General features: G+C 60.8%; 7 protein-coding genes. 1 reads left to right on the top strand and 6 read right to left on the bottom strand.

The annotated features are described in order from the left end of the window. Nucleotides 1-124: 124 nt before the first annotated feature. The 3 genes from MJD61_14465 to MJD61_14455 form a co-directional block, all read right to left on the bottom strand. Complete coding sequence (locus MJD61_14465) at nt 125-322, bottom strand: hypothetical protein (protein ID MCG8556474.1); 198 nt, start codon at nt 320-322, stop codon at nt 125-127. Nucleotides 323-352: 30 nt separating this feature from the next. Next, the gene (locus MJD61_14460) at nt 353-1702 is read right to left on the bottom strand and encodes an MBL fold metallo-hydrolase (protein ID MCG8556473.1); all 1350 of its coding nucleotides are present in this window, start codon (nt 1700-1702) and stop codon (nt 353-355) included. A 389-nt stretch (nt 1703-2091) separates the two neighbouring features. After that, nucleotides 2092-2688, bottom strand: coding sequence for a hypothetical protein (locus tag MJD61_14455; protein ID MCG8556472.1), 597 nt, complete (start codon nt 2686-2688; stop codon nt 2092-2094). 20 nt (nt 2689-2708) lie between these two features. Here MJD61_14455 and MJD61_14450 point away from each other — a divergent pair, with 20 nt between their 5' ends. After that, nucleotides 2709-2927: a hypothetical protein gene (locus MJD61_14450; protein MCG8556471.1), complete on the top strand. Its 219-nt coding sequence runs from the start codon at nt 2709-2711 to the stop codon at nt 2925-2927. A 190-nt stretch (nt 2928-3117) separates the two neighbouring features. Here the strand turns inward: MJD61_14450 and MJD61_14445 are convergent, their stop codons facing one another. From MJD61_14445 to MJD61_14435, 3 genes are all read right to left on the bottom strand, one after another. After that, nucleotides 3118-5022 (bottom strand): ATP-binding protein, encoded by a 1905-nt coding sequence (locus MJD61_14445; protein ID MCG8556470.1) that lies wholly within the window; start codon nt 5020-5022, stop codon nt 3118-3120. A 61-nt stretch (nt 5023-5083) separates the two neighbouring features. Continuing rightward, nucleotides 5084-5884: a DISARM system phospholipase D-like protein DrmC gene (drmC, locus tag MJD61_14440; protein MCG8556469.1), complete on the bottom strand. Its 801-nt coding sequence runs from the start codon at nt 5882-5884 to the stop codon at nt 5084-5086. Next, on the bottom strand, nt 5881-7299 hold the full coding sequence (locus tag MJD61_14435) for a DUF1998 domain-containing protein (protein ID MCG8556468.1): 1419 nt from the start codon (nt 7297-7299) through the stop codon (nt 5881-5883). The genes drmC and MJD61_14435 overlap by 4 nt, the downstream gene beginning before the upstream one ends. Nucleotides 7300-7331: the final 32 nt, after the last annotated feature.

The raw sequence follows: 7331 nt of genomic DNA, 5'->3' as shown, positions 1-7331 counted from the left end.
TCTGCTCTGCTAGATTTCACTTGCGGTGGCCTTCTGTTTATCGCTGAAGAGTTGAATCTTTCAGTTCGTTTCTTCGCGATTTGCAGAGGCTTCCGCAAGTACTTTCAGCTACGCCAACGCCGTTTTATGCAACCTGGGGGATCAGATGGGCGGCGATGGTCGAATGCTTGTACGCATCGAAGTGCGTCCAATCCAGCGCGATACGCGCCTCGGTTCGGTCCCCCAGCACGAACGGCACCCAGCTGGCAAACAAGTCCGCCGGACACACAGCGACATTCGACAACAGCCGGTCCACTTCACGGATACCAACCGGTGGCGCCATTCATCCGAACCGCGGCATTGACAGGGTGGTTTATGCCTTGAGCAGCCGGTACCCTCTCTTAGCCCACTCGAACACAGCCGAGTCTCTATGGACGAAGCTTCGAAATCGTCGCTCGGACTCCCTCTCAAATGAGTGGACAATGAAGTCCAGATACGCTCTCCTCCTGTAAGCCTGGAGGTAGGCCTTCAGCTCATTCTTTGATTTGGCCCTGCCGTTATCTGCGAATTTTGCAGCAGGGGCTGTGAAGTACCGGTTGAAATCACGAGGCGCCAGGTGGTGAACTGTCGTTTTCATGAAGTTCCCAATCAGGAGGTCGTCGAAGATTTCGTACCTCACCGCAGTCATTAAACTAGAGCGAGGCACTTCGAAAGTGATTCCTCTCTTGAAATTTCTTGAACTCACGGAAATCGTCATGTCTCTCTTGCCAACTCGAAGCCGAACGTAGTCGAGGTGGTCGCTTAAGCTTTCGATAGATCGAAAATAGTCTTCAAGTATCGTGACGTCGGTACACTGGAGTTGGTCGCTCCATGTGTCTCCAAATGTATCTGGCTGATGGACGACAACGGCCGTCTTAGCTGGACGAAGTTCAGAGAGCGTATCGCAGACACAATCGTAAGAGATGAATGGCGGTAAGAGCTCAAATCTATTGGACGTTAAACCATCTTTGTAGTCCTCGAAGGTTGCGACGTAGTCGTTTGCCCAGATGCTGTCGGCTCTTTGGTAACGGTGAAAGGAACTGAAGGGTACGACGTATCTGACCCCGTACAGTTCGGCCCAAAACTGAAGTCGTTGCCCCAAACTGAACCTTTGTAGGACTGGTATGCGCTCTCCAGTTTCGGAGAAGAAGTTGTTCATGTCGGGATCGCCATAGGAGATAAGCTTCAGGAGGAAGGTCACGTCGTAGTTCTTGATGATCTTTCGAACGAAGCGGCCCCACCCACGATCCGTTGCATCATTGAGATTGACGACCAGCCTACCGTTGATGTCGAGAAGGAGAAGAGAGTCTTGGTAGTAGTCGGAGATGCAGAGCACTCTTATGTGATGGGAGAGTTCGACCCATTCGCGGTCGGGGAGAATGGAGACGTTATAGCCCCGGGAAGCGAGATCGTGGTAAATCCTGGCGCCGACGTGGTTCGGGAGGAGGATCTTCTTGTTCTGAAAGCGGTCCAGTGAGTCGGCGTCGAGGTGGTCAGGGTGTCCGTGGGAGAACCAGAGGTACTCAGCGTTCAGGATGGAATCAAGTTGAGGTATCGGAATCTCGTGTGTCAGGCCCCAACTCCCGAAGTAGGCCCGACCAGAGATCCATGGGTCCGTGACGAGGACGGGTGTGCGATCGTAGCAAATTAGAGTTGCGTTGCCGACGGTCTCGAAGCCGATCATTAGGGACTCCGCGGGGGCGGGGGGAGGCGATGGGTCGGGAGCGGGCGAGGGGAGGCAGCCGGTGATCCAGGGCGGGCGGGCGGGCGGGAGTCGGTCGAGCGGGACGCGAGCAGGGTGGGAGCTTGAGGAAGGTGGGTAAGGGGGAAGGGAGTGGATGGAGTCGGCGGGATGAAGGGGTTGGGGGCTGTCGTCTTGGAGGGGACGAGTTTGGCTTCGTCACCACTTTGAGCTTCGGAAACAGGAGCCTCGGTGTCAAGGGCCTGCGGATGAGGGCGATCTGATCACCCACGTTCCCGAGGCTCGTTCCGAGCTGCGCTGAGGAGCGCGAGCGAGGAGTCGGGCATACCGGGCGGGCATGGCTGAACGGTAGAAGGCTGGACGGGCGATCGTTATTTGGCTGCGTGAGGAATTGACGGGGCTGCAACCTGCTGGCTTGGGGTTATCATGGGCGAGCATGCAGGGGACAAGCGCCCCTGCTGAACCGCTGCGCGCAGCCGCTGTTCGAGTTGCTCGGCGAATCGTTCGCGACCGGCGCGCAGGTAGTGCTCGCGGAAACCAGGCCATCGCCCGTCGGCAATCATCGCACGCAGCGTGGCCTTGCCCTCCAGATTCTCGTGCCTCCAGGCTCCCGGGACCGCGAAGCGTGACTTGGTACGGTCGCGGACTTGAGCCTCGGCCCGAGCGCTGACGAAATCCAGTTCACGTTCCTTGAACTCCTTGGCTTTCAGCCGCTCCCAGTTGTTTTCCACATAGGTGCCAAGTGCTTGTACCGGACACTTGTCCAAATGCTGCGGCAGCGACTCCACACGGCGCTCGCGCGCACGCGCCATCAAGCGCTGGACCTTCTTGCGCTCACGGTTCCACAGCGCACCCTTCATCGCTTTGGCCCAACGTTGGGGTTGGCGTTGCGCAAGGACACTGGCTGCCTTGTCTACGTAATCGATGGTGTGCTTCCAGTCGGCGCAGTACATCGCGGTGTGACCCACAATTCAAGACCACCAACTGCTTGGAGTCGGTCAACGCCCAGGCAGAGGAACGCTGCCAGCGCGTCGACTACTGGAAGAACTCCAGTCAGCGACAGCGGTGGCTGGCCGCGGCATTGTTGGACATCGAGCCAAGACTCAACAGGGTGATGGGATACAAGCACCTCCCCAAGCTCCGCCAAGCCATCATGAACGAGCTACACCTCACTCCCAAGAGATCAGACTACGCCGAGGCAGCGTGAACATGCACCGGAGGCCACTGCCGAATTTCCACTAACAATAGGATTGACTCTGTCCTCGCCCTGAGACGCCGCTATTGGGGTTGCTCTTTGTCGAACTCCTTTCGCAACACCTCGATCAAGCTTCGCGCCTTGGCCTCCGTACCCTTGGGTAGTTCAGATGCCTTCCGCATCTTCCTGATATCTCGACGGATCAGCTTCCCTTGTTGAACTTCACGCTCACCGCATCACAGGCGCGCCCAACCCGGGACACGAGAAGATCCTTGTCTTTGGGGACCTGGATTTTCGTCTGACCGACCGCCGCAAGCTTGTTGCGGTGAGATTCGTGAAAGCGTTCGAGATAGAAGTCTTCCGGGAAGAGATCTTCGATCGCGAAGTCACCCTTCTCTCCGACGACAGCACCGAGAAGCAGAGACTTGGCCTTGATGTTCTTGTAGAGCAGCAGCCATTTGGTGCGGAGCTTTTCTTCCTCGCGTCGTCCCGCTTCGTCGGAGTCGAACAGAGTGACGACCTCAAGCGCCTGCCCGATCATGAAGGTCGACATGTACACGGCCTCGGATGCGCCGCCCGCGGCCGAGATCATCACGTCGTTCGGAAGGGCAGGTTCTCCCGACCGGTCGAGCAGGTTCGATAGCTCGCTGAGGATCCAAAAATCGTCTACTCCCTCGACCACGAGGTTTCGGTCGGCGACGAGGTAGTGCTGATCGAGCTTCATCCCGAACGCCGCCTGGAGAGTCAGGCGCTCGTCCTTCCCGCTCTTCATCAGATCCGCGGTGACCGTGGCCGCGCCATCTTGCTCACTCATGACGCGTATTCGCTCCGGTTCTCGCAGATCGACCAAGAATGGCAGGTGGGTCGTGTAGATCAGTGTGTTTTCCTTCGCGTAGGAATCGAGACGATCAATCAGGTCCCTTTGTCCACCCGGGTGAAGATGGAGCCCCGGCTCGTCCAGAAGCAGGACGCACCCCGCGAAGGTGCCGTTGCTCTCATGCATGAACCGGAGGTCGAAGGAGAAGAACCAACGAAATCCCTTGGACTGCTCCTCAAGCGGGATCATGCCGATGTCCTTATTGGTCTCCTCGATTTCGGTTAGGAACGTCTGCCCGTCAGCTCGGAACTGGATTCGGTACGGATTCTGCCCCCACCGCCCAGCGACATCCTTGGTTAGGGTCTTGGCCGCATCCTCGAGGTCGTGCTGACGTTCGCGAACCTCGTCCTCATCCTTCGATGCGCCTTGCTCGATAAGCTGCTCGAGGTCGAGACCTGCAAGCCTAAGGATCATCAGGAAGGTGCGTTCTTCTTCGTTATGGCGAGTCTTGCCCTGAAGATCTGTAAGTTGCGCGGTACCGTGAAACTCGCGGTAGTCGTCCATGTAGATGAACGTGGGCACCCGGCCTATCAGGTAGTCGTGAGCGCGCTGCCGCGGTGTCTTTTCGGATTCGAGCTTCTTCCGGATCTCGTCTAACCGACTGTTGTATCGGCCGAAGAAAGTGTTCTCATGCTGGTGTTGAGGGTTCTGGTTCCCCTGGCTCATCTCAGCGCGAAGGGAGGCTTCCTGCTTTTGGCGAAGAGCTTCCAGCTCCGTGAACCTACCTTCGCGAGCAAGGCGCTGGGCCTCCACTTTGCACGCTTCCGCCACCTCGGCGAAGTTCGTGCTCACGGGATCTGCGCAATCGGGGAGTTCACCCACAATGCGGTCGATGTCGCTGGGATGGAGCTGTTCCGAGAACCTCGCATGCTCGTCATCCAGGCGGAACTCGAAGATCCCGTCGTAGTCTTTGGTGATCGTGACCCGCTCGGCCTTGACTGTTGATTCTGCAGGCTCTTCAAGATGTTTGCGCTCTTCGTCATCGAGGGAAAAGACGACTTCACAGACGACCTGCTTGCTGTCCTTCTTCCGTCGCTCTCCTCGAGGCCAGTCCCGGTTGATGACGTATGGCTCGGGTTCGTGGGGGTTGAACTTGTGCAGCGCCTTGAGCAGCGACGTCTTCCCGGACTGGTTCTTTCCCACAACGCACGTCAGGTGCTCTGCGAGCGAGACTTCTCCGGAATCCTGAATGTTGCGATACTTGCGGATGCGAAAGCTAAGTGGCTTCACGGCAGATCTCCTGTGCTCGCTCCGGGGCTCACCGAGCGAACTGCTGTTGTTGGCGCGACCGTCATAGGATCCTCGTAGGCGGATTGTCGAGAACCCACTCGGCCGCGTGCCCCGCCTCGATCAACGACATCCACTGCCGCGCCAGATGCCCGGCGAACGCGCGGTCATGCAGCAGCACGCCGACTTCGATGTTTCGCTCCTGGCCCTGCATGGTGAAGTTCGCGCTGGAGACGAAGGCGCGCTCTCCATCGATGACCACGCACTTGGCGTGGAGGATGGAGTACGGGGGCGGGGGCTGGATGGCGCGCTTGTCGTAGTAGAGGCGGGGGTACGGGGGGCCGAAGGGCCAGTTGTCCTGGAGGAACTTGGCGAGGGCTTCTTCGGCGTGGCGTTCCGGGGGATCGGTCTCGCCCTGGGGTTGTTTGATGTCGACGAAGAAGCTGGCGCGGACGCTGCGCTCCTTCATGACGCGGTAGAGGGGCGCGAGGACGCTTTGGGCATGGGTGAAGCTGTAGCCGCCGAGGATGACGTGGTCGTGGGCGCTCTCGAAGAGGCTCCGGAGGACGACGGCGGTGTCGCGCGCCGTGGATGCGGGACCTTCGGGGCCGGTCCAGACGAGCTCGGGGGATGGGCGGTCGTGTTTGGCGCGCTCGGCGAGGGTGACGTCGAGAATGGAGAGGCAGGCGGGGCGCGAGTGGCCGGAGAGGGCGGCGGCGAGGGCGTCGAGTTGGTGGCGGATGCCGAAGCTGACGAGGCTGGACCGCGTCAGCGGGGTCTTCAGCGTTTCGCTTCCGATCGCTTCCCGAAGGCGTTCGAGGGCAGAGGTGGCGACGTCGGCCAGGCTCGAACGCGGGCTCGTCATGGTCGCCCCTGGAAGAAGGCGAGGTCGGAGTCGTTGCCGATGGTGGGCAGGACCAGGGCCCGATCGAGGAAGCGGTTGAAGCGCTCGCAGGAACACTCGGCGACGTAGAGGCAGCCGTGGCAGGCGGCGCCTTCGGTGCGGCGGTCGCTGCTGTCGCTGGACGGGTCGTGCGCGGCGCAGACGGGGTCGTTGGAGCAGAGGCGGCCGAGATCCCAGGCTTCGCGGAGGTGGCGGCGCAGCCGGCGGCCTTCTTCGACCAGGCCGCCGAGGGTGCCCTCGCTTCCGGTGGTGCCGGTGCTTATGAGGACCGCGGCCATGTCGGGCTCACCCGGAAGGGAGCAGTAGATCCGCTCCCGAAGGGCGCTCGCCGCGTAGCCGCACTCCAGGCTGATCGCGGTCATCAGGAGGTGCGACATGGAGTGGAGCATGTAGAAGCGGGCACCGGGGAAGATGCCGCGGCCATCGGCCGCGACCGCGCGCAGCAGCTTGTCGGCGCGCTCCTGGACGGCAGGGCGTTTCTCCCAGGAGCGGACATACTCCTCGTCGAGGCGGACGAAGATCCCCTCGCCGCGAACCTCGGCGGCGGGAAGCCACTTCTCGTTGCCGCCGGGCATGGTGAGGGGCGCCGGCTTGATTTTCCGTTCCTCGAAGTCGAACTCGCCCTGAAGGTTCGCGCTCACCGAGTCGAAGCGACTGAAGCTCACTTGAACCCTCACTTCGCGGAGCTCCGGCACCACGACCAGCTCGGCGATCCCTGGCGGGAAGTCGGTGCGTTCCTTCGGCACGCGGTAGGCGGCGAACTCGACGCCGGCGTCCGGCACGACGCCCGGCTGCTCCATGGGCGACGAGGTGATCCGCTCGAACTCCGCGGAGCGGAGGGGCGCTTCACCTTGGCCCGCTTCCGCGGCGTGCTCCCGCTTCACGACTTCGGCAATCTGGGCCGCCGAGTAGCCACTCAGGGACTCGCGAAGAAAGCCGACGATCCCCAGCAGGGTCTCGAGCGCCGCCGCATCCTTCGCGTCCTTGACGATCTTCCAAACGTCCTTCTCTCGGATTCGACGACGAAGCGGGTCCGGTTCGGGATCGGGCAGGCGGAGGGCACTGACGAACTGCGAGAAGTAGGCATCGGATGCCGTCCGGACCAGAAGCTTCATCCGTTCGTCGCAACTCTCGTTGGCGGCGCGCCCGCCGAGCCATGGGCGGTCCCCGTGGCAGTCGTAGGGAAGGACCGTCGCCCGGTTCATGGGCTGCCTCTCGTGGCAGTTGCGGCACTTCACCACGATCTTCCCGAAGTCGCCGGTCGCTCCCTCATGGAGGTACAGCTCCGGGCGGTCGCAAATGCCGCCGTCGCGATCACTGTGGCAGAAGAGGATCCACCGGAAGTCCGACAGGTGACCCCGCTGACACGCGGCCACGAAACGAACGGGCACAGCGCTCGCTACCTTGT

The organism is Pseudomonadota bacterium (assembly GCA_022361155.1).
In the GTDB taxonomy this organism is placed as follows: Bacteria; Myxococcota_A; Polyangia; order Polyangiales; family JAKSBK01; genus JAKSBK01.
The sequence above is the reverse complement of the archived record's forward strand: the minus strand, read 5'-3'. Positions and strand labels throughout refer to the sequence as shown.

Bases quoted from the DNA above. Each gene is read 5' to 3' on its own strand.
- MJD61_14465 (MCG8556474.1), bottom strand. From the start codon at position 322: ATGGCGCCACCGGTTGGTATCCGTGAAGTGGACCGGCTGTTGTCGAAT.
- drmC (MCG8556469.1), bottom strand. From the start codon at position 5,884: ATGACGAGCCCGCGTTCGAGCCTGGCCGACGTCGCCACCTCTGCCCTC.
- MJD61_14460 (MCG8556473.1), bottom strand. From the start codon at position 1,702: ATGATCGGCTTCGAGACCGTCGGCAACGCAACTCTAATTTGCTACGAT.